Annotated in this window: 19 protein-coding genes and 3 tRNA genes; 10 read left to right on the forward strand and 12 right to left on the reverse strand. The window is 69.6% G+C overall.

The annotated features are described in order from the left end of the window. Positions 1 to 259: 259 nt before the first annotated feature. The gene (locus DEIMA_RS16440) at positions 260 to 1,189 is read left to right on the forward strand and encodes a PEGA domain-containing protein (protein ID WP_013558413.1); all 930 of its coding nucleotides are present in this window, start codon (positions 260 to 262) and stop codon (positions 1,187 to 1,189) included. A 47-nt stretch (positions 1,190 to 1,236) separates the two neighbouring features. Here the strand turns inward: DEIMA_RS16440 and DEIMA_RS16445 are convergent, their stop codons facing one another. From DEIMA_RS16445 to DEIMA_RS16470, 6 genes are all read right to left on the reverse strand, one after another. After that, on the reverse strand, positions 1,237 to 1,695 hold the full coding sequence (locus DEIMA_RS16445; RefSeq protein WP_013558414.1) for a hypothetical protein: 459 nt from the start codon (positions 1,693 to 1,695) through the stop codon (positions 1,237 to 1,239). Between the two features lie 657 nt (positions 1,696 to 2,352). Beyond that, complete coding sequence (gene ahbA / locus DEIMA_RS16450) at positions 2,353 to 3,396, reverse strand: siroheme decarboxylase subunit alpha (protein WP_013558415.1); 1,044 nt, start codon at positions 3,394 to 3,396, stop codon at positions 2,353 to 2,355. Positions 3,397 to 3,553: 157 nt separating this feature from the next. Further along, positions 3,554 to 3,931 carry a RidA family protein gene (locus tag DEIMA_RS16455; protein ID WP_013558416.1) on the reverse strand — a complete coding sequence of 126 codons (378 nt, stop codon included), beginning with the start codon at positions 3,929 to 3,931 and terminating at the stop codon, positions 3,554 to 3,556. Then, entirely contained in the window at positions 3,928 to 4,959 is a 1,032-nt protein-coding gene (locus tag DEIMA_RS16460; protein WP_013558417.1) for a Stp1/IreP family PP2C-type Ser/Thr phosphatase, read from the reverse strand. Before DEIMA_RS16460 ends, DEIMA_RS16455 begins: the two co-directional genes overlap by 4 nt. 161 nt (positions 4,960 to 5,120) lie before the next feature. After that, positions 5,121 to 6,479: a lamin tail domain-containing protein gene (locus DEIMA_RS16465; protein ID WP_013558418.1), complete on the reverse strand. Its 1,359-nt coding sequence runs from the start codon at positions 6,477 to 6,479 to the stop codon at positions 5,121 to 5,123. Between the two features lie 241 nt (positions 6,480 to 6,720). Next, entirely contained in the window at positions 6,721 to 7,656 is a 936-nt protein-coding gene (locus DEIMA_RS16470; protein WP_013558419.1) for an SRPBCC family protein, read from the reverse strand. A gap of 226 nt (positions 7,657 to 7,882) precedes the next feature. Between DEIMA_RS16470 and pheS the strand changes: the two genes are divergently transcribed. From pheS to DEIMA_RS16505, 7 genes are all read left to right on the forward strand, one after another. Then, a complete protein-coding gene (gene pheS, locus DEIMA_RS16475; RefSeq protein ID WP_013558420.1) occupies positions 7,883 to 8,962 on the forward strand; it encodes a phenylalanine--tRNA ligase subunit alpha in 1,080 nt (359 codons plus the stop codon). Further along, a complete protein-coding gene (locus DEIMA_RS16480) occupies positions 8,959 to 11,415 on the forward strand; it encodes a phenylalanine--tRNA ligase subunit beta (RefSeq protein WP_013558421.1) in 2,457 nt (818 codons plus the stop codon). The genes pheS and DEIMA_RS16480 overlap by 4 nt, the downstream gene beginning before the upstream one ends. A 105-nt stretch (positions 11,416 to 11,520) precedes the next feature. After that, positions 11,521 to 11,597 (forward strand) — tRNA-Pro (locus tag DEIMA_RS16485). 14 nt (positions 11,598 to 11,611) lie between these two features. Further along, positions 11,612 to 11,685, forward strand: a tRNA-Gly gene (locus DEIMA_RS16490). A gap of 31 nt (positions 11,686 to 11,716) precedes the next feature. Then, positions 11,717 to 11,793: transfer RNA gene (locus DEIMA_RS16495), tRNA-Arg, on the forward strand. A 380-nt stretch (positions 11,794 to 12,173) separates the two neighbouring features. After that, a complete protein-coding gene (locus DEIMA_RS16500) occupies positions 12,174 to 12,614 on the forward strand; it encodes a hypothetical protein (RefSeq protein WP_013558422.1) in 441 nt (146 codons plus the stop codon). An 87-nt stretch (positions 12,615 to 12,701) separates the two neighbouring features. Next, a complete protein-coding gene (locus DEIMA_RS16505; protein WP_013558423.1) occupies positions 12,702 to 13,292 on the forward strand; it encodes a M23 family metallopeptidase in 591 nt (196 codons plus the stop codon). 193 nt (positions 13,293 to 13,485) lie between these two features. On the opposite strand, the gene DEIMA_RS16510 is transcribed toward DEIMA_RS16505, so the two are convergent. Beyond that, on the reverse strand, positions 13,486 to 13,923 hold the full coding sequence (locus DEIMA_RS16510; RefSeq protein WP_013558424.1) for a response regulator: 438 nt from the start codon (positions 13,921 to 13,923) through the stop codon (positions 13,486 to 13,488). Positions 13,924 to 14,118: 195 nt separating this feature from the next. Continuing rightward, positions 14,119 to 14,784, reverse strand: a complete 666-nt coding sequence (locus DEIMA_RS16515) for a response regulator transcription factor (protein WP_013558425.1) — start codon at positions 14,782 to 14,784, stop codon at positions 14,119 to 14,121. Positions 14,785 to 14,942: 158 nt separating this feature from the next. Here DEIMA_RS16515 and DEIMA_RS16520 point away from each other — a divergent pair, with 158 nt between their 5' ends. Then, a complete protein-coding gene (locus tag DEIMA_RS16520; RefSeq protein ID WP_013558426.1) occupies positions 14,943 to 16,604 on the forward strand; it encodes a ribonuclease J in 1,662 nt (553 codons plus the stop codon). A 113-nt stretch (positions 16,605 to 16,717) separates the two neighbouring features. Next, positions 16,718 to 18,064: a VanW family protein gene (locus DEIMA_RS16525; protein ID WP_148234993.1), complete on the forward strand. Its 1,347-nt coding sequence runs from the start codon at positions 16,718 to 16,720 to the stop codon at positions 18,062 to 18,064. Positions 18,065 to 18,121: 57 nt separating this feature from the next. Here DEIMA_RS16525 and DEIMA_RS16530 read toward each other — a convergent pair whose 3' ends face one another. From DEIMA_RS16530 to mnmG, 4 genes are read right to left on the reverse strand one after another with little or no spacing between them, the layout of a single operon-like run. Further along, positions 18,122 to 18,973 (reverse strand): ParB/RepB/Spo0J family partition protein, encoded by an 852-nt coding sequence (locus DEIMA_RS16530; protein ID WP_013558428.1) that lies wholly within the window; start codon positions 18,971 to 18,973, stop codon positions 18,122 to 18,124. After that, positions 18,957 to 19,706 carry a ParA family protein gene (locus DEIMA_RS16535; RefSeq protein WP_013558429.1) on the reverse strand — a complete coding sequence of 250 codons (750 nt, stop codon included), beginning with the start codon at positions 19,704 to 19,706 and terminating at the stop codon, positions 18,957 to 18,959. The genes DEIMA_RS16530 and DEIMA_RS16535 overlap by 17 nt, the downstream gene beginning before the upstream one ends. Further along, positions 19,703 to 20,260: an RsmG family class I SAM-dependent methyltransferase gene (locus DEIMA_RS16540; protein ID WP_013558430.1), complete on the reverse strand. Its 558-nt coding sequence runs from the start codon at positions 20,258 to 20,260 to the stop codon at positions 19,703 to 19,705. The genes DEIMA_RS16535 and DEIMA_RS16540 overlap by 4 nt, the downstream gene beginning before the upstream one ends. Then, positions 20,253 to 22,091 (reverse strand): tRNA uridine-5-carboxymethylaminomethyl(34) synthesis enzyme MnmG, encoded by a 1,839-nt coding sequence (mnmG, locus tag DEIMA_RS16545; RefSeq protein ID WP_013558431.1) that lies wholly within the window; start codon positions 22,089 to 22,091, stop codon positions 20,253 to 20,255. The genes DEIMA_RS16540 and mnmG overlap by 8 nt, the downstream gene beginning before the upstream one ends. Position 22,092 lies beyond the last annotated feature (1 nt).

Below are 22,092 nucleotides of genomic sequence, written 5' to 3' on the forward strand. Positions count from 1 at the left end.
GTCGTTCAGGGCGGCGTGGCTGCACGCCGCCGGCCTGCGCCTCCTGGAATCACCATGCGGAACTCCAGGGTCACCGCGCGCCGGTGTACGGCCTCAGCCCCCAGAGCACCGCCGATCAGCGCTCAGCGGCCGCTTTGCGCTCCGCTCATCGCGGGGGGCGGCTCGTCCGGCATGTCATGTACCCGGTGTTCCCGCCGGACCGGAACGCGCCCAGACGTCCTTTCATGGTTCGCGGCGCAGCCGGCCCTACACTGAGGGTATGAAACGCCTCGCAGGTCTACTGCTGCTGGCGGGCGGCCTGAGCGCCTGCACGCCCCTGGTGCTGCTCGGAAAACCCGTCGCGGACGTGCGCGTGGGCGCCAACGTCCGCGGGAACATCGCGTCGGACGGCGGGGTGCAGCAGGGCGACCCGCTGAATCTGGAGGTCCGCGTCTCCCGGGACGCGTACGTCACCGCGTTCCTGCTGCCGCCCGACGGTCACGCCGTCCGGCTCGGCGCGGCGAACACGCCCGCCACGGCCAGCAATGCCCTCACCTTTGCGCTCCCGACGAACGCGCTCGGGCGTACGGAGGTGTTCGCCGTGGCCGGCACGTCTCCCCTGCCCTTCCCGGACACCACGCCGGGCGGCGGCACGAACGGCTTCGCGGACTGGCTGAAGGCCTCCCTCGCGGGCGTGCCAGACCGCGCGTGGAACGTCACCCCGCAGTATTACCGCGCGACGCAGTACGGCGCGCTGCGCGTCACGGCCTTCCCGGCGGGCGCGACCATCCAGCTGGACGGCCAGACGGTCGGCGTGGCCCCCGCCCTGCTGGAGCGCGTGGAGGTTGGCGCGCACACCCTCACGGTCAGCGCCGCCGGGTACGCGCCGGAGCAGCGGCCTGTGAGCGTCCGCGCGGGCGCCGTCGGCACCGAGGCGTTCACGTTGCGGCGCCTCCCACGCCCCGCAACGCTCGTCGTGACCAGCGACGCGCCTGCACGTGTCAGCCTGGATGGGCGCGAGGCAGGCCGCACCCCCTTCACGGCGCGCATTCGCACGGGCGAGCGCACCCTGAAAGTCACGCCCGACAACACCGCGCTGGCCCCCGCCACGCTGCGGCTGCGGGCGCCCGAGACGGCCGTCCTGACGGTCGAGTGCCGCACCGGCACCACCTTCACGTGCGCGCTCGTGAGCGTCCTGCCCGGCGAGTAACCCCCACTGAAGGCGGCGGCGTATCACGCCGCCGCCTCCGGGTAGCGTCAGCCGCCCGGGTTGTAGGTGCAGTTCACGGAGAACTGCTGGAAGAGCTGCCAGCGGGACGGCACGAACAGCGGCCCGATGCGTTCCTTGCTGATGGCCTTGCGGCACACAGCGCCGTAGAGCGCCATGAGCGCCGGCGGGTCGGGTTGCTGGTGGGTTTTCACCTCCAGCGTGGCGGCGCGCTGCAGGAGGGTCAGACTCAGGCTGTCGTTCCGGGGCACGCCGGGACGACCCTGCTGCAGGATCCGGGCCGCGCGGTACAGGGCGGTGCTGCTGCGCAGCTGGTCCAGCAGCCCCAGGGCGCGCGCGTACTGCCCGAGGTCCGCGTACCTCCCAAATAAGTCTTCGGTGATGTCCACGTCGTCAGGCGCCAGCTGGTGCGCTTCTTCCAGGTACTGGAGGCTGCGAGCGGCGCTCACCTGCACGAGGGCGCGGACGGGGTTGCCGTCCGGGTTCACGTTCGGGTCGGTCAGGCGCGCGAACTCCAGCGCGACCTGCGCCCGCTCGGCACCTTTGGCGCCTTCGTAGGCGCGGGTCAGCCAGGTCAGCGCGAGCGGCCCGTTGCGGGGCTGTTCGAGCAGCCCGTAGGCGGACGTGTAGCAGCATCTGCGCGTCGAACTGACGCGCTTCAGCGGCGCGTGTGTACCACAGTAGCGCGGTCTGTCGGTCTTCGACGGCGCCCTGTGTGACCCCGCCGAGGTCGAACGTGCGCGCGTAATCGTACTGCGCGACCGGGTTGCCGGCCAGCGCGAACGGCTTCACCTGAGCCCTCAACGCCAGGACGCGCGGGCGGTTGAGCGTCTGGAAGGACAGGGCGCGCGTGAGTTCCTGGCGTTGCGTGAGCGTCCAGGCGTTCGTGCGGGTCTGCGTGGAGGCGGCAGGAGCCGCGAGTCCGCTGAGCAGGCAGGCGCAGGCGAATACGGCACGCCGTGGGAATGGTGGGTGGTGCAGCATGAGAGCCTCCGTAACCCCTGGGCGCTGGGGGTCGTGACGGAAAGTACCGATCACCCGGGGTGCGGCGGTGTGCGAACTTGCGCCGCCCGGGGGTTCCCTCATGCTTCGCGGCAACGCGAAGGGACGGTGCCGACGCACCGTCCCCTGAACCATGGTCTGCGTTACGCTTCGGTGCCGAGCTGTTCGCGCGCCCAGGCGTAGAACTCGGGCTTGTAGAACTCCAGGCGCACCTTCTTGTACTCCTTGGTGCTGTACAGGATGGCGTGGTCCACGCCGGGCGCGACCTCGTCCGCGATGGCCTGGATCTTCCCGAACGCTTCTTCCTTGCTGCGGCCGTGCACCATGGTGAAGATCGTGTACGGCCACTCGGGGTAGGTGGGGCGCAGGTAGCAGTGCGACACGGCCTTGAATTCCGCCATTTTGCGGCCCGTCTCGGCGACGTCGGCTTCCGGCACCGCCCAGACGCCCATGGCGTTGAACGTGAAGCCGGCCTTCTGGTGCTTGAACACGGCGCTGACGCGGCGGAGCGCGCCGGCGGCCTTCATCTGGTCGGCGTGCGCGGCGAGTTCGTCGATGGTCATGCCGAGCGCCGCGCACGCTTCGGCGTACGGCTCCTCGGTGAGGGGGAGGTCCTTCTGGAACTCCAGCACGAACTGCCGGTCGGTGTCGGTCACCTGGTAGCCGATGTTGCGGTTCTCGTTGGTGTACTGCGGGGCGCTCTTGGCGTTCCACGCTTCCTTGCCGGTCATGTCGAACTCCACGCCGATCTTGAAGAGGTGCAGGGTGGGCATCAGGCGCGTGAGGCGGGCGCCGCTGAGCTCGTGGAGTTTCTGGACGTGCGCTTCGAGGTCGCTTTCGGACGGCACGGCGATGGTGTACCAGAGGTTGAAGTCGTGGTTGCGTTTGTAGTTGTGGCTGACGCCGGGGTGTTCATTGACGATTTCGGCGCCGGCGTCGAGGTGGTCCTCGTCGTATACGGCGGCGACGAGGCTGCTTTTGTACCCGAGGGTGCGCGTGTCGAAGATGGCGCTCACCTGGCGCAGTACGCCGGCGGCTTTGGTTTCGCGGAGGATGTCGAGCGCTTCGGCTTCGGTGAGGCCGACGTCCTGCGCGAGCACCTGGTAGGGGCGCGCGACGATGGGGATGTCTTTTTGCACGCGGTTGAGCAGCAGCTCGCGCGGGGTGGTCTGGTCGAGGACCGTCATGCGTTTAGGCTACCACCCGGTGGACGGTCGAACGTCCCTCCAGCACGGCATTTTCGGCCCTTGAGGCCCGACCGACCGGTCAGGCAGGCCGGGCCTCAGGGGCCGCTCAAGGGGGCGGCGGGGGCCCCATGCAGGGACCCCCGCTGCGGCGCGGTGCTCAGTGGAGTTCCGCGATCACTTCGATTTCGACGAGGACGTCGCGGGGCAGACGGGCGACCTGCACGGTGCTGCGCGCCGGGTAGGGCTCCGCGAAGTGCTCCGCGTACACGGCGTTCACGACCGGGAAGTCGTTCATGTCCGCGAGGAACACGGTGGCCTTCACGACGCGCGCGAAGTCGGTGCCGGCAGCGGCGAGGACGGCGCGCAGGTTGGTGAACACCTGGCGGGCCTGGGCGTCCACGCCGCCCTCGACGAGCATGCCGTCGGGCGTGAGGGGAATCTGGCCGCTGGTGTACACGAGACCGCCGGCGATGACGGCCTGGCTGTACGGGCCGATGGCGGCGGGGGCGTGCGGGGTCTGGATGGCGTCTTTCATGCGTCCTCCTCGGAGATGATGGTGTTGCGGTGCGCGCGGCCGAGCGTGCGCTGTTCGCCGCGCCGCCGCGTGTCCCAGGCGGTGATCAGCAGGGCGATCAGGAACACCGCGCCGCCCAGGGCGATGCCGAGCCGGCGTTCCGGGTAGAGGATCATGCCGAGCAGCGTGAAGTACAGCGCGACGAGCGCGGCGTAGGTGATGGGGCTGCCGCTGCGCCGCGCGGTGAGGAACACGTCGACGCTGAGGGGCCCTTCGTCGCGGCGGGCGGGCAGAGGGTAGTGCGGGAGGCCGCGGGGGTGGTGCACGTCGACGACCAGAACGGTGATGTTGTCGGGGCCGCCGCGGGCGTTGGCGAGGTCTACGAGTTGGCCGGCGGTGACCTGCGGGGGGTGGTCGGCGCTCAGGATGCGGGCGATGTCGTCCTCGTCGGCGACGCCGCTGAGGCCGTCGGTGCACAGGAGCAGGCGGTCGCCGCGTTGCAGGGGCACGCCGAACAGTTCCAGGCGGATGCGTTCCTCGCCGCCGAGGGCGTTGCTGACGATGTTGCGCCACTGGTGGTCGCGCGCTTCGGTTTCGGTGAGGTAGCCGTGGCGGACCTGTTCGGCCACCCAGGAGTGGTCGTCGGTGAGGCGCAGGAGGGTGTCGCGGCGCAGCAGGTACGCGCGGGAGTCGCCGACGTGGGCGATCAGGGCTGCGCCGCGGTCAATGAGGGCGGCGATGAGGGTGGTGCCCATGCCGGCGAGGTCGCCGGTGGCGCGGCGCAGTACGGCTTCGTTGGCGGCCTGGACGGCTTCGGCGAGGCGTTCCGGGGCCTGACCGCGGGCGTTCTGGTAGGTGTTGATGAGGGTTTCCAGGGCGACGTTCGCGGCGACCTCGCCGGCGGCGTGGCCGCCCATGCCGTCGGCGACGGCGTACAGGCCACCGTGGGGCAGTTCGACGCTCAGGGCCGCGTCCTGATTGTTGGAGCGCTGGCGACCGGAGTCGCTCAGCATTCCCGAGGAGAGGGGCGGCGTCGCGCTGCGGCGCATGCCCCCACTATATGCCTCCCAGCGACCTTTACGCAGAACTTACTGCTTCCTCATGTATAACTCATTCCGTTTCTGGTGGGGCCTCGCCAGTGTCCGTCCCGCCTGCGGATTGCCGCGCCGTGACCGGGCGCTCCGCTCGGGGCGCCCGGCCGGACGCTGCGTCAGAGGTCGCCGGCGAGCCAGCGCACCACGTTCTTGCCGAGGTTCGCGTTGCTCAGGTTACCCCAGTTGGTGTGCTGCCCGATGGAGCCGTCGCTGAGTGTGTCGTCCTCGAAGGCGCTGCTGTCCCCCCACGCGACCACGCGGCCCGACCCGTACGTGTTCGCAGCGAGGTACGTCTTGCCGTTCGCCCCCATGAGCGCCGTGCCGCTCAGCACGTCGATGCTGGTGCCCACGTACACGCCGGCGCTGGTCACGTCGTCGGCCGTGCCGGTGCTGCCCGACAGGATCGGGTGGCTGGTGAGGGGCGTGGCCGTGTACACCGGGTCGCTGAAGCTCGACGCGAAGCTGTGCTTCAGGCCGAAGACCGTGTCGCTGTCGAGGCTTTTCTGCAGGGCAGCGCTGACGCTCGCGGGCGTGCTGCCGTCCCAGCCGTTGAAGACTTCCGGGCTGTCCCAGCCGTCGTTGTCGCGGTCGCTGCTGCGGTGGTCGCTGATCATGAACAGGCCGCCGCCGCCCTGCACGAACGCCTGAATGGCCGCGCGCTCGCTGTCACTGAACGGATTCTGCGGTTCGGCGATCACGAGGACTTTCGCGCCGCTCAGCGCCGTGCTGGTGATGCTGCTGCCCGTGAGGCTCGCCACGGTGTACCCCAGGCCGCGCAGAGCATTGGCGTAGTCGCTGTACGCCCCGTCGATGCGCCAGTCGCTGTTCCCCGCGTCCTCGTGCTTGGTGAGGTCGAACAGGACCTTCTTGCCGGTGGGATTGGGGGTGGGCGTGGTGCCGCCCCCGGTGCCGCCGTTGCTGGCGCCGGGCGTGGGGGTCGCCGCGCGGAAGTCCACGCTGTTCGCGTTCGAGTCGGCCCCGTCCGGGGTGCGGGCGAGTGCCTGACCGGCGCTCACGCCGCCGGCGCTGCTGCCCTCGCCGAGGTTGCTGCTCGGGTTGCCGTACGCGACCGCGTCGATGAGCGCGCCGGATTTCGTGAGGCGCACGCTGCTGCTGGTGTTGTACAGGTCGACGCTCGCGTTCACGAGGGTGCGGTTCGTGACGGTGGTGTCCTGCGCGACCACGAAGTAGCCGCTCGCGGGAATGGTGCCGCTCAGGTTGATGGTGGCGTAGCTGTTGCCGGTGCTGCCGTACGCCGTGAGGGTGTACCCGCTGAGGCTCAGCCCTGCCGGGCCGCGCAGCTCGATGAAGGTGCCGCTGTCGGTGCTGGGCGCGTCGTAGTACACCTCGTTGATGACGGGTTCGCCCGCGGCGGCCAGGGTGCGGAGCGCGGCGCCCTGCGCGGTGGTGGTGGGCTGGCCGCAGGCGGCCAGGGTGAGTGACAGGCCGAGCAGCAAGGTGGTGTGTGTACGCATGTGGTTCCCTCCCCAGGAAACCGCGGCGGCGCCGGTGCAGCCCAGCAGGGCGCGCCGTGCGAGGGCCGCCGCGGGCGTCAAATGTGGTTTTGACTCCGCGACAGTATCGGCAGGGGGTCAGGGGGTCGTCAACCGCAGACCCCTCACGCTTCCCACACGAAGGCGGCTGCAAGACGGGCGGACACGCGGCTCACACGGACTCGCGCCCGAATCTGTCACCGGGCCGGAAACGCAAACGCTCTCAGAGGAGACCTTCGGCGCGGCGCCGGATCACGCGCAGGATCGTGCGCTGCAGGTCATGCATGGTGGCGCGCACCACCAGCCGCGTGTACCCGCCCAGGTGCGTCGTCACCCGCTGCGTGCTGGTGAGGTGCAGCACCGTCACGCCCGGCGCGACTTCCTCCACGTCGTACTGCCCGGACAGCACGTCGAAGAACTGGCCGCCCACCCGGACGTGCGGATCGAGCTTCCCGTCGTCGCGCGCCCGAATGCGGAAGGCCAGGCTCCGCGCCGGCACCCACGCCGTCACTTCCTCCGTAAACGACAGCCCGCCGTCGAACGTCGCCACGCGCACGCCCCCCACGCCGTCCCGGTCAAGCACCGCCTCGCGCGGGCGCGGCAGGCCGATGGCATGCGACCAACTCGTCTGCAGTTCTGCGTCCTCGATACGTGGCACGCTGCGGATCTGCGCCCATACAGCGCTGGCAGGCGCGTGAATCACGACGCTGTCCGCCGTCGCGAGGTACGTATCCGGAACGGGCTGCGTGCGCTCCAGCGGGGCGAGCAGCGCCGGCAGGGTCAGGCTCAGCAGCACCATCGGCGTGCGGTGCCGCCACCCGCGCACCGCCCAGCCGATCGCCACGCCCAGCACCGCCATGACGAACAGCACCGGGAACGCGAACGCCGCGCAGATCAGCCCCTCCAGCGACGTAAGCAGCGACGTGAAGATGAACACCGCGACCGCGACGGCCGCCGCGCCGAGCGCCTGCCCGAACGTCGCCGCGCGCGGCATGAACGCACTCACGATCAGGCCCAGCACCAGGGGCACGCCGAACAGGTACGACGCCAGCATCACGCCCACCGCGTCGTCCTGCGCGCGCAGCAGCAGGTACATCAGCAGGCCGTACGAGGTGCCCACCACCGCGCCCAGAATCGCCGACTTCCACCATGGAGACATGCGCCCAGTGTGCGCCGCCCGCCGGCCTGGCAGACGCGCACTTGCGGCGCCCCCCCGCACCCGTTACCCTGAACGGCATGACGCCCCGCTCGGAAAGGACCACGGTCGAAGCACGTTCGCCGTTTACGCCGCGCGGGGCCACGCTCGCCTGACGCGCAGCGTTCCATCACCCCGCCCCCACATCGTCTGGGGGCGCGTTTCTTTGACCCACCCGCAAGGAGACCCCATGCAACAAGAAGCCCTGCAGGCCATCCAGGACGCCCCCACCCTCGACGCCCTGCAAGCCGTGAAGACCAAGTACGTCGGGAAGAGCGGCCTGATCACCCGCGAGCTCGGCACGCTCGGCAAGCTCCCACCCGAGGAACGCAAGGCGCGCGGCGCGGAAATCAACGCCGTGCGCGCCGCCGTCGAAGCGGCCCTCACCGAGCGCGAGGCGACCCTGAAGCGCGCCGCGCTCGACGCGAAACTCGCCTCCGAAGCCATCGACGTGACGCTGCCCGGCACGCCCCTCCCGTCAGGCGGCCTGCACCTCATCACCCGCATTCTCGACGACCTCACCGACATCTTCACGCGCCTCGGGTACGCCGTCGTGGAAGGGCAGGAGGTCGAGGACGACACGCACAACTTCGACGCGCTCAACATCCCCTGGTACCACCCCGCGCGCGACCTGTGGGACACCTTCTGGCTGGAAGACGGGCGCCTGCTGCGCACGCACACCAGCCCTATGCAGGTGCGCTACATGCTGGAGCACACGCCCGCCCTGAAAATCGTCGTGCCCGGCAAGGTGTACCGCTACGAAGCCACCGACGCCACGCACGAAAGCATGTTCCACCAGCTCGAAGGGCTCGTGGTGGGCGACCACATCAGCATGGCGGACCTGAAGGGCACCATCGCGGAAATGGCGCGCGGGCTGTTCGGCGCGCGCGCGAAGGTGCGCTTCCAGCCCAGCTACTACCCGTTCGTGGAGCCCGGCGCGGACTTCGCGGTGTGGTGGGAGAACCCGCGCGGCGAAAGCAAGTGGCTGGAGCTCGGCGGGTGCGGCATGGTCCACCCGAACGTCTTCAAGGCCGTGGATGACCTGCGCGAACAGATGGGCAGGCAGCGCATCTACGAGGGCAAGACCGGCTTCGCGTTCGGCCTCGGCCCGGAACGCATCGCGATGCTGAAGTACGGCATTCCGGACATCCGGTACTTCTACGCGAACGACCTGCAGATCCTCGGGCAGTTCCGCGGCGACCTCGAGAACCGCGCGCCCGTACCGCCCCCCAGCACCCCCAACGCGGACGCCGCGCAGGAGGCCCTGTGAAACTCCCGTACTCCTGGCTCAAAGAGCTCGTGCCCGCCCTGCCCTCGGCGCACGACCTCGAACCGATCCTCGCGAACCTCGGCCTGCCCCTGGAGGGCGTGGAGGCCGTGCCCGCGCCGCCCGAAGGCGTGCTGCTCGCGACCGTCACCCGTGCGGAGGCCATCGAGGGCACGCAGCTCACGCAACTGACGCTGGACGTCGGCGCGCACGGTGAGCGGACCATCGCGTCCGGCGCGCCGAACGCCGTGGGCCTCCCGGCGGGCACCATGGTCGCGCTCGTCACACCCGGCAGCCGCCTCGGCGACGTGGAGTACGGCGTGCGCACCCTGCAGGGCGTGGAGTCGTGGGGCATGTGCGCGAGCGCGAAGGAACTCGGCATCGGCGAGGCCAGCGCCGGCCTGCTGCTGTTCCCCGCCGGGACCGCCCCCGCCGGGACGCCCATGCGCGACGTGTGGGCCGCCGACGAGGTACTGGACGTGGAAGTCACCCCGAACCGCGCGGACGTGCTGAGCGCCCTCGGTCTCGCCCGCGACCTCGCCGCCGCGCTCGAACTGGAACTGCGCGACCCGCCCGCCGGGCCCGAAGCGCACGGCGACGGCGAGATTACGGTCACGCTGCCCCGTGACCGCGTGGTCATCGAGAACGACCCGGAACGCAAACCGCGCGCCGCGTGCGACGCGTTCGTGGCGCGCACCGTTTCGGGCCTGCGCAACGGCCCCAGCCCCCTGTGGATGCAGCGCCGCCTGACCCTCGCGGGCCTGCGCACCATCGACCTGATCGTGGACACCAGCAACTACGTGATGCTGGAACTCGGGCAACCCACCGCGCTGTACGACCGCCGCGACGTCACGAACGACCAGATTCACGTGGGCCTCGGCCTCGGGCAGGGCGAACGCGTAGCGGACCTGATGGGCGCCGAGCACCTCGTTCACCGCGAGGACCTCCTGATCCGCAACGGCGACGCGTACCCTATCCTCTCCCCCGGCGCGGCCCTCGCCGGCATGGATGCACCGGAGGACGGCCGCAACGTCATCGGCATCGCCGGCATCATGGGCGGCCACCGTGGCCGCGTCCGCGCCGACACCACCAACATCGTCGTCGAGAGTGCGCACTTCGACCCGGTCATGCTGCGCCGCACCAGCACCCGCCTGGGCCTCAAGACGGACGCCGTGTACCGCTACGAGCGAGGCGTGGACCCCGCCCTGCCGCTGCGCGCCGCGAACCGCATCGTCGGCCTGCTCGGCGAGGCGGGCGGCACCGTCCACCCCGGCGCGACCGTGGCGGGCCAGCCGGACGCGCCGCGCGACCTCACCCTCACCGGAGACCACGCCCGCGCGCTGCTCGGCATGAACGTCCCCACCGCCGAGATGGCCGCGTTCCTCACCCGCCTCGGCTGCGCCGTGCACGCGAACGGCGACACCCTCACCGTCACGCCCCCCACCTGGCGCGTGGACATGCTGATCCCCGAGGACCTCATCGAGGAGATCGCGCGCCTGCACGGCTACCGCAACCTCCCCGAAACGCTCCCGACCGTGCAGGTCCACCCGGACAACCTCGGCGCGGACGACGAGAGCCGCGCGCGCCGCACCCTCAAAGGCACCCTCGCGGGCCTCGGCTTCCAGGAAGTCGTGACGTACACCTTCACGAACGACGCGGAAGCCGAAGCGGCGCGCACCGAACGCCCGAATGTCCGCCTTCGCAACCCCCTCACCGCCGACCGCACGGGCCTACGCACCGCGCTGTACCCCAGCCTGCTGCGCACCGCGGGCGCCAACAGCAAGGCCCCCCGGCAGCTGCTGTTCGAACTCGGGCACGTGTTCCCCGCGAGTGGCGAGGGCGAACGCCTCGGGCTGCTCATGCGCGGGCCGCTCGCGCCCCGCAACTGGCAGCCGGGCGTCGCGGGCGGCTTCAGCGTCTTCAAGGGCCTCGTGGAAGCCTTCGCGGGCACGCTCGGCGCGGACCTGCAGGTGGAGCAGCTGCGCGGCGACGCCGTTCCCGGCGCGCTGCACCCGGGCATTGCCGGGCGCGTGCGGTGGAACGGTGCGGCCGCCGGGTGGATCGGCGCGCTCCACCCCGAGGTCGCGGCGGCGTTCGGGCTGAAGGGTGACACGTTCCTGATGGAGCTCACGCTGCCCCTCGCTGGCCGCGCGTGGGCGTTCCGCGACCCGAGCCGCGCGCCGGTCGCGTGGCGCGACCTCGCCGTGATCGCCCCGCGTGACGTCAGCTACGCGGAAGTGGCGGACGTCCTGCGCGCAGAAGGCGGGCCTCTCCTGCGCGACCTCGCGCCGTTCGACGTGTACGAGGGCGAGAGCATCCCCGAAGGTACCCGCTCGGTCGCGGTGCGCCTGAACTTCCAGGGCGAACGGACCCTGACGGACGCCGACGTCGACCCCGTGATGGAGCACCTGATGGCCGCGGTGCGCGCGCGCCGCTGGAGCATCCGCGAGAAGTGACCAGCAACGCCCGGGGCGCGCACGTGCGCGCCCCGGGCTGCCTTCAGCCGGAATGAACGTGCAACCGCCGTCCGGTTGCGCTATGATTTGTGCGCGCGAGACTGCCGAGGCGTAGCGCAGGCCGGTAGCGCACTTGGTTTGGGACCAAGGGGTCGCTGGTTCGAATCCAGTCGCCTCGACCAACAGCTCTCGACGCGCGGGATTGGTGTAGTGGTAGCACAGCAGCCTTCCAAGCTTCTGGCACCGGTTCGAACCCGGTATCCCGCTCCAAAACGGCCCTCCGGGGCCGTTTCTTCTTCGGGCGCCCTTAGCTCAGCTGGATAGAGCAGCCGCCTTCTAAGCGGCTGGTCGCAGGTTCGAGTCCTGCAGGGCGCGCCAGGATTCCCGAAGCAGACGCCCTTCCCTCTAAAGAGGGGAGGGCGTCTGCTTTGACCGTACTTGATCAGTGGTGCCGCGCCCTTATACGTGCGGCTCCGGTGTCCTGGCACAACATTGAAAAGCGCAGGGCTGGAAATCGCCTGATGTTAAGCGTTTAAAAACAGGCGTCGGGATAAGCATCTCCGGACCGGTGGCTGCCACCGTACAGGCATTTATGATGCATGTTCACCCACTCTGAATCGAAACCAGCCCCAGAAACCATTTATGGGTCGCTCCTGCTGCATGTATGGCCTCGTATGAGGGCACGATGGACGGTTGGAAATCCGCGCGAAGGCTTGTGTCCTGATCACCGGACCGCCATACTTCATGCGGAGGTTGCCATGGCATACCGTAAACTCAGTGAGCAGATTGAAAAACTCACCAACCCACAACGCAGCGACACGTTCGTCAAAGCGTTCCGTGACGCGGTGCGTGAAGGTGACATTGATGCGGCGTTCCTGCCCGAACGCTTCACGCTCCCGAAACAGTTCAGCGTGCGCGGCAGTGATGAGGTCCGCACGAAAGACGTGAAGGACATGCTGTTTGAAGTTACGCCCGATTTCGACGAGTGGTTCGAGAACATCAACCGTGAACTCAGCACTGGCCGTCGCGGCGCGCGCGTGAAACCCACTGCTGACAACATCACGGCGGGCCTCGTGGACTTCAAGGCGCTCGCGGAAGAAACCCGCAAGAAGATGGAAGCCAGCTTCAGTAAAGGCCAGACGCTCGGCAAGAGCCGCGCGAAAGGCGACAAGAAGCCCGGCCGTCCCCGCAAGAAGTAACGTTTCCGCAAGAAGGCAGGCGCCTATGCTTAGGCGCCTGCCTTCTTGCGTACATTTCCGCGTGGGCGCCGTCGTTTACGCTGCAGCATGCGTTTGGCCTGCCTGGTGGTGCTGTTTGGTTCGGCGTTCGGAGCGCCGCTGTGTCAGCCGGAACCCCGTGACCCTCCGGCGGTGGAGGCCGCGTGGGACGCGAGCATCCGCGCGCTGCCGTCGCTCGCGCGGACGTTGCCGGGCACGCCGGACCGGGTGCTGCGCATGCCCGTCGACGGCGTGCGCGTCCGCGAGGTGCGCGACACCTGGGGTGCCGACCGGGGAGACGGCCTGGTGCACGCCGGGCAGGACATCTTCGCGCGGCGGGGCACGCCGGTGCGGTCCGCCACGGACGGCCTGGTGTGGCGCGTGGGCAGCAGTGAACGGGGGGGCCGCTGGGTGTACGTGCTGGGCGCGGGCGGGCGCCGGTACTACTACGCGCACCTGGAGCGTGTGGCGCCCGGCCTGAAGGAGGGCGCGCGCGTGCAGGTGGGGACGCTGCTCGGTTTCGTGGGGCAGACGGGCAACGCGGAAACCACGCCGCCGCACCTGCATTTCGCGATGTTCGATGGGTACGACCCACAGGGGCCGTGCCGCTTTCCCGCGCTCAATCCGCTCCCGCTATTAAGGGACCGCGCCCCGGACTGAGGGGTCAGCAGCTGCCCCAGCCCGGCCCGGAAGGTGCGGGAGGCGGGTGGAGTACGCCGGGGGTACGCCGTTCGGAGGATGCCGCGCGGCCGGCCGGACCGTAGGGTGAGAGCGTCACCGTGCATTCGGCCCCTGTTCGGGCTGACGGTAGCCCCCGCGCGCAGCGGGGGCTTTCTCATGCGGGGACGCCTAGTCAGTGCCGCGGGGGGAAGCGCACGAAACTCAGCCAGTAGCCTTCGAACGCGCGGATGGCGTCGTAGAAGTTGTCGAACCCGACGGGTTTCACGATGTAGCTGCTGGCGTGGCTCTGGTAGGAGCGGAGGATGTCCTCGTCCGCCTGGCTGGTCGTGAGGACCACCACCGGGATGCTGCGCAGGTCGGGGTCGCCCTTGAGTTCCTCGAGCACTTCGAGGCCGTTCTTGCGGGGCATGTTGATGTCGAGCAGGATGACGTCCGGGCGGGGTTTGCCGGCGAATTCGCCTTCGCGGCGCAGGAACTCCAGCGCTTCGACACCGTCGCGGGCGACGTGCAGGTGGTTGGCGACGCGGGCTTCCTCGAACGCTTCTTGCGTGAGCAGGATGTCAGGCTCGTTGTCCTCGACCAGCAGGATTTCGATTGGCGTGTGGTTCATGGGTCTCCTGTCGGGCGGTGGAGGCCCGGGGCCGCCGCGGCGCGGCGCTCTTCAGCAATCAGGGGGGGGACTGGGGGCACCACACGAGGCGTCCCGGGCGGCTTCCTCATGCAGGAGGCCGTCCGGGACGTGAACGAGGCGACGGGCACGCCCCCCAGGATAGCGGAGGGGTGCCCGTCGCGGTAGGGGCGGTGGTCAGCCGCGCAGCGCGTAGCCGACACCGCGCACCGTGCGCAGCAGCCCGTACCCTTCGAGGTCGCGGAGTTTCGCGCGGAGGTTCGCCATGTGTACGTCCACGACATTGCTGCCTTCGGGCAGGCGGCCCTGCCAGATTTCCTGGCCGATTTCCTGGCGGGAGTACACGCGGCCCGGCTGGCGCATCAGCAGCGCGAGAATGTCGAACTCCTTGGGGCTGAGGCGCAGCTCTTCGCCTTGGAACAGCACGAGGCGTTTTTGCGGGTCGAGTTGCAGGTCGCCGAGCGTGAGGGTTTCGCTGCCGCGCTGACGCAGCTGCACCTTGATGCGCGCGAGCAGTTCGTCCGGGTGGAACGGCTTGATGACGTAGTCGTCCGCGCCGAGGCTGAGCAGGCGGACCTTCTCGTCGACGGTGTCGCGCGCGGTGAGCACGATGACGGGCACCGTGCTGTTCTTGCGCAGACGCTGCACGACGTCGCCGCCGTCGAAGTCCGGCAGGCCCAGGTCGAGGAGGATCAGGTCCGGGTTGTCCTCGCGCGCCTTGATCAGGCCGGTCATGGCGGCGTCGGCGTGCTTGACCTCGAAGCCCGCGTCGGCGAGGTCCATGCGCAGGACGTTGGCGATATCGTGATCGTCCTCGATCACCAGGATGGTTTGTGCGTTCACAGTGCTCAGGATACCGCAGTGGTGTTCACGTGCCGTCACGGTCCCCGGAAGGGCGCTGTGGTACGCTGGACGCACCGCGCTCCATGGGCGCTCCAGATTTCACACGTATTGCACGTTCCGCCGCGCCCACCGAGGCTCGCGGCGCACAAGGAGAACATATGACCGAGCACAACGCAGGCGGCCAGCCGGGCCACCTGGAAGTCATCCCGTTGGGCGGGATGGGCGAGATCGGCAAGAACATTCTCGCGTACCGGTACGGCGACGAGATCCTGCTGGTCGACGCGGGCCTCGCCTTCCCCGACAGTCACCAGGTGGGCGTGGACCTGATCATCCCGCGCATCGACTACCTGCAGCAGCACGCGGGCCTCATCAAGGGCTGGGTGATCACGCACGGGCACGAGGACCACATCGGCTCCTTCCCGTACATCCTGCCGCGCCTGCCGCGCATTCCGATTTACAGCGCGAAACTCACGCTGGGCCTGCTGCGCGAGAAGCTCAGCGAGTTCGGCATCAAGGACAGCGACGTGGACCTGCGCGAAATCGAACCTGGTGAGCGCGTTCAGGTCGGCCGGGCCTTCACGGTGGACACCTTCCGCATCACGCACAGCATCCCGGACAACATGGGCTACGTGCTGCACACGCCGGTGGGCCGCGTCGTGCACACCGGCGACTTCAAGCTCGACGCGCACCCTGCCGACGGACGCACCAGCGACCTCAGCAAGGTCGCGCAGGCCGGGCAGGACGGCACGCTGCTGCTCATCAGCGACAGCACCAACGCGGAACGTCCCGGCACGACCGCCAGCGAGTCCGACGTGGCCCGCAACATCGAGGCGATCGTGAAGGACGCGCGCGGCCGCGTGTTCATCACGACGTTCGCGTCGAACGTGCACCGCATCCAGAACATCGTGACGCTCGCGGAACGCAACGGCCGCCGCGTCGCCATGGAAGGCCGCAGCATGCTGAAGTACGCGCAGGTCGCGCAGGCGGTCGGGCACCTCGAGTTCAAGGACCCGCTCATCACCGCCGAGGAGATGGCGGACCTGCAGGACAGCCAAGCGCTGTTCGTCTGCACCGGCTCGCAGGGTCAGCCGATGAGCGTGCTGTCTCGCCTCGCGTTCGGTACGCACGCGAAACTCGCCCTGAAACGCGGCGACAGCGTGATCCTCAGCAGCAACCCCATTCCCGGGAACGAGGAGGCCGTGAACCTCGTGATCAACCGCCTGTACGAGCTGGGCGTGGACGTGTACTACCCGCCCACGTACAAGGTGCACGCGTCCGGGCACGCCAGTCAGGACGAGCTGGCGACCATCCTGAACCTCGCGCGGCCGAAGTTCTTCCTGCCGTGGCACGGCGAGCCGCGCCACCAGATCAACCACGCGAAATTCGCGCAGTCGCTGCCGCACCCGCCGCGCCGCACCCTGATCGCCAAGAACGGCGACATCGTGAAGCTCACCCCGGACGACTTCCGCGTGACCGGCACGGTCCCGGCGGGCGGCGTGTACGTGGACGGCCTGGGCGTCGGCGACATCAACGACGACATCATCCTGGAACGCATGGGCATGAGCCAGGAGGGCGTCCTGCTGCTCACGGCGGTGCTGCACCCCACGCCGCACGTGGAGGTCGTGTCGCGCGGCTTCGTGAAGACCAACCGGGACCTCGAGGCGCAGATCCGCCGCGTGGCGCTCGAAGCGGTCGAGACGGGCCTGCGCGAGAAGCGCCGCATGGAGGACGTCCGCGACGACCTGTACGGCGCCGTGCGCCGCTTCGTGCGCAAGACGACGGGCCGCAACCCCGTCCTGATTCCCACCATCGTCGAGTGACCCTGAACGGCCGTGGAGGCGACGGTCGGCCGTCGCCTCCACGGCCGTTCTGACGGGTGGTCGTTCATGCGCCTGTCAGAAGCGTGTTCACGTGCGCGTGGGATACTGCGGACGTGAATCGCTCCGTCCTCCCCGCCCTGCTGGGCGCGGCGTTGCTGCTCGGCACCGTCGCGCGCGCTCAGGACACCGTCCCGCCCGCGCCCGCTCCGGTGCCCGCGACGCCCCCGGTCGCCCCCGCACCTCCCGTCTCGCCGCAGCCAGTCCCGGACCCGGTCACGCCGCCCCCTGCAGAGCCAGCCCCGGCCACGCCGGCGCCGGTGGCGCCCAAACCGGTGCAGCCCGCCACGCCAAAGCCCAAGGGGGGCCTCGCGCCCGCCAGCGTGGGCCTGCAGGTCACACTGGACGCGCCGCTGCCGCTCGCCGTGGACGGCGTGAAGAAGTACCCGAACTTCAACCTCACCTTCGACCTGGACGCCACGCGCACCGCGGCGCTGCGCGCGCGCGGCACCATCACGCAGAGCCTCGACGATGACCTGCGCAAGTTCTTCGCGCGCATTCCCGCGAAAGCCACCGACGCGCACTTCGAGGAGTTCGCGGAAGGGTGGGCGCTCGTGCAGCGCAACGGGTACACCGTGGACGTCGAGGCGACGCGCGCGAACGTCCTCGCGGCCCTGAAGGACCCCAGCGCGAAACGCGCGCGCGTGGTGTTCCAGACGATCATGCCGAAACGCACGCTGGACTTCTTCCTGAAGCAGGGCATCACGGCACACCTCGCGGACGGCGAGACGAACTACTACGGGTCCAGCGCGGCGCGCGTCACGAACATTCACGTGGGCGCCAGCCACTTTCAGGACGTCCTGCTGAGCGGCAAGGAGGTGTCCTTCAACCGCATGGTCGGCCCCATCGAGACCAGCACCGGCTTCGTGACGGGCCTGGTCATCAGCGGGGAGCGCACTGCGAACGGCGTGGGCGGCGGCATCTGCCAGGTGAGCAGCACGGTGTTCCGCGCGCTGTACAACGCCGGCCTGCCGGTCGTGGAGCGCCGCAACCACAGTTATCAGGTGCACTACTACGACCCGCAGGGCCTCGACGCGACCATCTACCAGCCCAGTCAGGACCTGCGCTTCACGAACGACACGGGCGGCGCGCTGTGGTTCCAGACGGAATGGGATGACAAGGCCGCGAACCTGCGCGTGAGTGTGTTCGGCAAACCGCGCGACTTCACCGTGCAGGTCGAGAAGCCCCGCACGCTCAGCAGCACGCCCGCTCCCGCTGACCGCCTGATTCCGGATGCGTCGGTGCCCGCCGGGCAGCGCCGTCAGGTGGACTGGGCAGCGCCCGGCGCGACCATCGAGGTGACGCGCAACTTCCTGCGCGACGGCAAGGTCTTCAGGTCGGACACGCTGCGCAGCGTGTACCGTCCGTGGCCGAACATCTTCCTCGTCGGCGCGAAACGCTGAACAGCGAGCAGGCCCGCCCTCACAACGGGGCGGGCCTGCTCGGGCAGCGCCGGGGCGTTACGCTTCGTCCTGCGGGCCGAGCAGGGCGAGCAGGCGACTGAGTTCCTCCTGACTGGCGTAGCTCAGTTCGATCTTGCCTTTGTCCTCGCCGGTGATGCGCACGCGCGTGCCGATGCTGCGCGACAGGTTCAGCTCCCATTCCCGCCACGGGCGCGGGCCTTCGACCTTGCTGGGCGTGCGGGCGGGCGTGGCGTCAGCGCGGTCACGGCGGAGCGCTTCGGCCTCGCGGACGTTCAGGCCGCGCGTCATGATCTGCTCCAGTGCCCACGCGCGGTCCTGCTCGGGCTGCGCGAGGATCGCGCGGGCGTGCCCGGCGCTGATCTCGCCGTGCTCCAGGGCGCGCTGCGCGGCGTCGCTGAGGGTCAGCAGGCGCAGCGCGTTCGCGATGGTGCTGCGCCCCTTTCCGACGGCCTGCGCGACGCCCTCCTGGTTGAGGCCCTGGTCCATCAGGGCCTGGTACGCGCGGGCCTCCTCGAGCGGGCCGAGGTCCTCACGCTGCAGGTTCTCGATGATGGCGATTTCGAGCGCCTCGCGGTCACCGAGGTCGCGGATGACGACCGGCACCTCACTGAGGCCGGCGAGGCCCGCGGCGCGCCAACGGCGCTCCCCGGCGACGATCTCGAACGCGTCACCCTTCGGGCGGACCAGCAGGGGTTGCAGCACGCCCTTGTCGCGGATGCTCTGCGCGAGTTCCGCGAGCGCTTCCGGGTCGAACACCTGGCGCGGCTGGTACCCGGCCTGCACGATCTGGCTGAGCTTGAGGGTCTGCGGGGCGGCGCCGCTCACAGCGACGTCCTTGCGGGCGAGGAGCGCGTCGAGCCCGCGGCCCAGACTAGAGCGCTTGGACACGTTCGCTCACCTCCTCCGCGAGGCGTTTGTACGCGGCGGCCCCGCTCGACAGCGGCGCGAAACTGTTGATGGCGCGCCCGAAGCTGGGCGCCTCGCTGAGGCGCACGTTGCGGGGCACGACCGTCATGAACACCTGCTCGCCGAAGTGCGCGCGGGCCTGCGCCTCCACCTCCTGGCTGAGGTTCAGGCGCGCGTCGAACATGGTCACGACAATGCCGAGCGTCTTCAGGTCCGGGTTGAGGCTCTCGCGGACGCGCTCGACCGTCTCGGTGAGGCTCGCGATGCCTTCCAGGGCGTAGTACTCGGCCTGCAGGGGGATGATCAGGGCGTCGGCCGCCGCGAAGACGTTCACGGTGAGCGGCCCGAGGCTGGGGGGCGCGTCGATCACGATGACGTCGTAGTCAGCGAGGCGGCGCAGCAGGTCCCGCAGCGCGTACGGTTCGTCCACAAGCTCCACGCCGGCGCCCGCGAGGTCCGGGGTGGCTGGCAGCACCGAAAGGCCGTCCTGTTCGGTGTCGTGGATGAGTTCAGCGGCGCGTTGCGGCTCGGCGAGCGCCTCGTAGACGCCGCCCGCCTGCGGTTCGACGCCGAGACCGCTGGTGGCGTTGCCCTGGGCGTCCATGTCGACGAGCAGCACGCGCTGACCGTCGGCGGCGAGGTACGCGGCGAGGTTGACGGCGGTGGTGGTTTTCCCCACCCCGCCTTTCTGGTTGACGATGCCGAGGATCTTCACGCGTTGGGGTCTCCGTTGCCCGTGCGTGTCAGGTGCAGCTCGACGAGGTCGTGCGCGTCGTCGAGCGCTTCACGGGCGGCCGTGATGGTGTAACCCATCCGATGAGCCGGAGGATACCACGCACGTGCCCGGCGGGTGAGTAAGGTCCACGTGTCAGTGGTCACGCCCTGCAACAGCCCGATCAGGTCGTCGACGTCCGCAACGGCCTGCGCACTCACCCAGTTCGTCTGCCCGCGCCAGTCACGCACGTCGCCGGCGAAGACGTCCGCGTTCGTGAGGCCGAGCCGCGCGACGGCGAGCTTCAGGAACGTGGCGCGGCGCTCCCGGCGCTCGCACAGCGTCACGTGCACGTCCGGGCGTTCGCGCGCGATGACGATGCCAGGCAGGCCACCGCCGCTGCCCACGTCGAGCAGGTGGGCGCCAGCGGGCAGGCGGGCGGCGTACTTCATGGCGGTCGCTTCGTGCCGCGCCCAGTCGCGCAGCACGGCGGGACCGAACAGGTCGAGGGCGGGGGCGTACTGGCGAACCAGCGCTTCGTAACTGGGGTTATTCACGGGTTGTTCTCGCCTCACGAGAAGCGCCCTGCTGACGCAGATGCACCAGCAGCGAAGTGATGTCGGAGTGGCGCACGCCCGGCACGCGGCTGGCCTGATCCAGCGTGAGCGGCTGAGCGCGCGTGAGCTTCTCGCGGGCTTCCTGCGACAGCGAGGGGACCCGCGCGTAATCCACGCCGGTCAGCGCGAGATCGCGGGCTTTCGCCTCGGAAGCGAGCTGGCGCCGCGCGCGGTCAATGTAGCCGGCGTACTTCACGCGGATTTCGAGCGCCTCGCGCTCTTCCGCACTCAGCAGCGGCAGCGTGAACCCCAGGGCGTCCAGATCGGAGAGGCCGAACTCCGGACGGCGCAGGTACGCCGTGCCGTCCGTACCGTTCACCCGCTGGGCCGCCAGCTGCGCTTCTGCTTCAGCGATCCGCCCGTACTTGGTCTGCACGCGTGCGCGTTCCTCGGCGTCCACCAGCCCCAGAGCGTGAGCCAACGGCGTCATGCGCTCGTCGGCGTTGTCCTGACGCACCAGCAGGCGGTGCTCCACCCGGCTGGTCATCATACGGTACGGCTCGTCGCTGCCCTTGAAGCTCAGGTCATCGAGCATCACGCCGATATAGCCTGTTTCACGTGAAACAATTTCCTCTCCCAGGCCCAGCGCCCGGCGCGCCGCGGCCGCTCCCGCAACCAGCCCTTGAGCGGCCGCTTCCTCATAGCCGCTGGTCCCGTTGATCTGCCCCGCCGTATACACCCCCGCTAGCCTCCGGGACTCCAGGTTCAGGGTCAACTCGGTGCTGTCGACCACGTCGTACTCCACGGCGTACGCGTAACGCTGGATCACCGCCCGTTCAAACCCCGGCAGGGTCCGCACCAGCTGGTCCTGCAACGCCGGCGGCAGGCTGCTCGAGAAGCCCTGCAGGTAGACCTCGCTTGTCTCCACGCCGTCAGGCTCCACGAACAGCAGGTGACGGTCATGGTGCGCGAACCGCACCACCTTGTCCTCGATACTCGGGCAGTACCGCGGCCCCAGCCCCTCAATGTCGCCCGCATACATCGGTGATTCATGCAGGTTCTCGTTGATCAGCCGGTGCGTCTCGGGCGTCGTGTGCGTCTGCCACGTCGGCGACTGCGCTGCGCGCGGACCCGGTCGGCCCGTGAACCCCCGCGGCTGCGGGTCCGCCGGAATGACCTCCAGCGCCTCGAAGTCCACCGCGTCCGCGCGAACGCGCGGCGGCGTGCCCGTCTTGTACCGCTTCAAGGCGTGCCCACCCCGCGCGAGCGGCGCGCTCAGGAACCGCGCAGGCGGTTCCCCCTGCCGGCCCTCAGGCCGGGACTGCCGCCCGTACCACGTGACGCCCCGCATAAACGTGCCTGCTGCAATTACGACGCTGCGCGCGTGAAAGCGTCGCCCGTCGGTGCTCACCACGAACCAGCCGCCGCGCCCGTCACTTTCCAGGTCCGCCGCCTCGGCGCGCAGAATGTCGACGTTCGGGTGGCCCAGCATCACGTCCTGCGCACGCTCCGCGTACGCGTCCCGCTCGTTCTGCACGCGCAGGGACTGCACGGCCGGGCCCTTGCTGGCATTCAGGACGCGGGTGTGGATTGCCGTCTCGTCCGCCAGGCGGCCCATCAGGCCCCCCATGGCGGTCAGTTCAAAGACGATCTGGCTCTTGCCGGGTCCACCCACCGCCGGGTTGCACGGCATGCGGCCCAGCGTGGCCGGGTTGCTGATCATCAGCGCCGTGCGGGCATACTTCGCCGCGGCCCACGCCGCCTCGATGCCCGCGTGCCCACCGCCGATCACCAGCACGTTCCAAGTTGTCTGCGCCACACCCGTACCCATA

Source organism: Deinococcus maricopensis DSM 21211 (genome assembly GCF_000186385.1).
GTDB lineage: Bacteria > Deinococcota > Deinococci > Deinococcales > Deinococcaceae > Deinococcus_B > Deinococcus_B maricopensis.

What these genes read in the sequence shown, in the direction of transcription:
- DEIMA_RS16440 (WP_013558413.1), top strand. Translation starts at nt 260, where the DNA reads ATGAAACGCCTCGCAGGTCTACTGCTGCTGGCGGGCGGCCTGAGCGCC.
- ahbA (WP_013558415.1), bottom strand. Translation starts at nt 3,396, where the DNA reads ATGACGGTCCTCGACCAGACCACCCCGCGCGAGCTGCTGCTCAACCGC.
- DEIMA_RS16455 (WP_013558416.1), bottom strand. Translation starts at nt 3,931, where the DNA reads ATGAAAGACGCCATCCAGACCCCGCACGCCCCCGCCGCCATCGGCCCG.
- DEIMA_RS16460 (WP_013558417.1), bottom strand. Translation starts at nt 4,959, where the DNA reads ATGCGCCGCAGCGCGACGCCGCCCCTCTCCTCGGGAATGCTGAGCGAC.
- DEIMA_RS16465 (WP_013558418.1), bottom strand. Translation starts at nt 6,479, where the DNA reads ATGCGTACACACACCACCTTGCTGCTCGGCCTGTCACTCACCCTGGCC.
- DEIMA_RS16470 (WP_013558419.1), bottom strand. Translation starts at nt 7,656, where the DNA reads ATGTCTCCATGGTGGAAGTCGGCGATTCTGGGCGCGGTGGTGGGCACC.
- pheS (WP_013558420.1), top strand. Translation starts at nt 7,883, where the DNA reads ATGCAACAAGAAGCCCTGCAGGCCATCCAGGACGCCCCCACCCTCGAC.
- DEIMA_RS16500 (WP_013558422.1), top strand. Translation starts at nt 12,174, where the DNA reads ATGGCATACCGTAAACTCAGTGAGCAGATTGAAAAACTCACCAACCCA.
- DEIMA_RS16505 (WP_013558423.1), top strand. Translation starts at nt 12,702, where the DNA reads ATGCGTTTGGCCTGCCTGGTGGTGCTGTTTGGTTCGGCGTTCGGAGCG.
- DEIMA_RS16510 (WP_013558424.1), bottom strand. Translation starts at nt 13,923, where the DNA reads ATGAACCACACGCCAATCGAAATCCTGCTGGTCGAGGACAACGAGCCT.
- DEIMA_RS16520 (WP_013558426.1), top strand. Translation starts at nt 14,943, where the DNA reads ATGACCGAGCACAACGCAGGCGGCCAGCCGGGCCACCTGGAAGTCATC.
- mnmG (WP_013558431.1), bottom strand. Translation starts at nt 22,091, where the DNA reads ATGGGTACGGGTGTGGCGCAGACAACTTGGAACGTGCTGGTGATCGGC.